Below are 973 nucleotides of genomic sequence, written 5' to 3' on the forward strand. Positions count from 1 at the left end.
AGAGCGTCCGCCAGTAGGTCAACGGATTCGCGGTGATCTTGGTCGGTTGGCCCATCGGTAGAGGTACCAGGCGGCGCGGAGCAGGGCACGGAGGGTGACGATCGCGGCGGCCAGGTTGAGGTAGGCGTCGACGCAGTCTCGTCGTCGTTCGGTGCAGCGACGGAGCTTGCCGAAGTCGTTGAGCCAGGAGTTGGCGCGCTCGACCACCCACCGCCGGCCCACCTGGATGGGCGCCGGATCGCCGCGGTGGGCGATCTCGCCGACCATGCCCCGTTGATCGAGGGCGTCTCGGCAGGGCCGGTAGTCGTAGCCGGCGTCCAGATGCACGGTCACGTCGGCGGGCAGGGGCTGGAAGTCCTTCACCGCGTCCAGCGTCTGCTCGAGCAGCGCGTGGTCCACGGTGTTGGCCGGCGCGGACACCGTGGCCATCGGTATCCCACTGCCGTCGGACAGCTGCGAGCGCTTCATCCCACCTTTGCCCCGGTCGACCGGGCTGCGACCAGCGCTCTCACCACCACAGGGGGCCTTGGTGATGCAGCCGTCGACGGCCAGATGTTCCAGGTCCAGCCCGATCAGCCGGTCGTAGGCATCCAGGCAGGCCAGCCGCAGCCGGTCCCAGACGCCGAGCCGGATCCACTCATCGCGGCGACGGCGCATCGTGGTCGCCGAACACGACGAGTCCGCGATCCGCTCGTAGCCGGCGCCGTAGACCAGCACCTGGACGAGCTTGTCGAACACCACGGCGTCATCGATGCGCGGTCGGTGACAACCCAGCGGATGGTCATCGACATGGCCGGGCAGTTCGGCGAGGAACTGCTCGCGCAGCGGGTCAAGGATGCACGATGGGAGCGCAGGCACGAGCGGTCCACATCTCACGGAGCGTTAGCACCTTCGCGAGCGTGGCCCTCGTGCCTGCCCTCACCTCTCAGCCACGCCGGACCGCACCAAGATCGCGCCTACTGGCGGACGCTCT

Annotated in this window: 1 protein-coding gene; it reads right to left on the reverse strand. The window is 68.7% G+C overall.

Annotated features, from left to right (window positions below):
* Positions 1-18 precede the first annotated feature (18 nt).
* Positions 19-858: an IS5 family transposase gene (locus E9529_RS21455; protein WP_236833282.1), complete on the reverse strand. Its 840-nt coding sequence runs from the start codon at positions 856-858 to the stop codon at positions 19-21.
* Positions 859-973: the final 115 nt, after the last annotated feature.

Source organism: Blastococcus sp. KM273128, assembly GCF_021698975.1.
Taxonomy (GTDB): Bacteria; Actinomycetota; Actinomycetes; order Mycobacteriales; family Geodermatophilaceae; genus Blastococcus.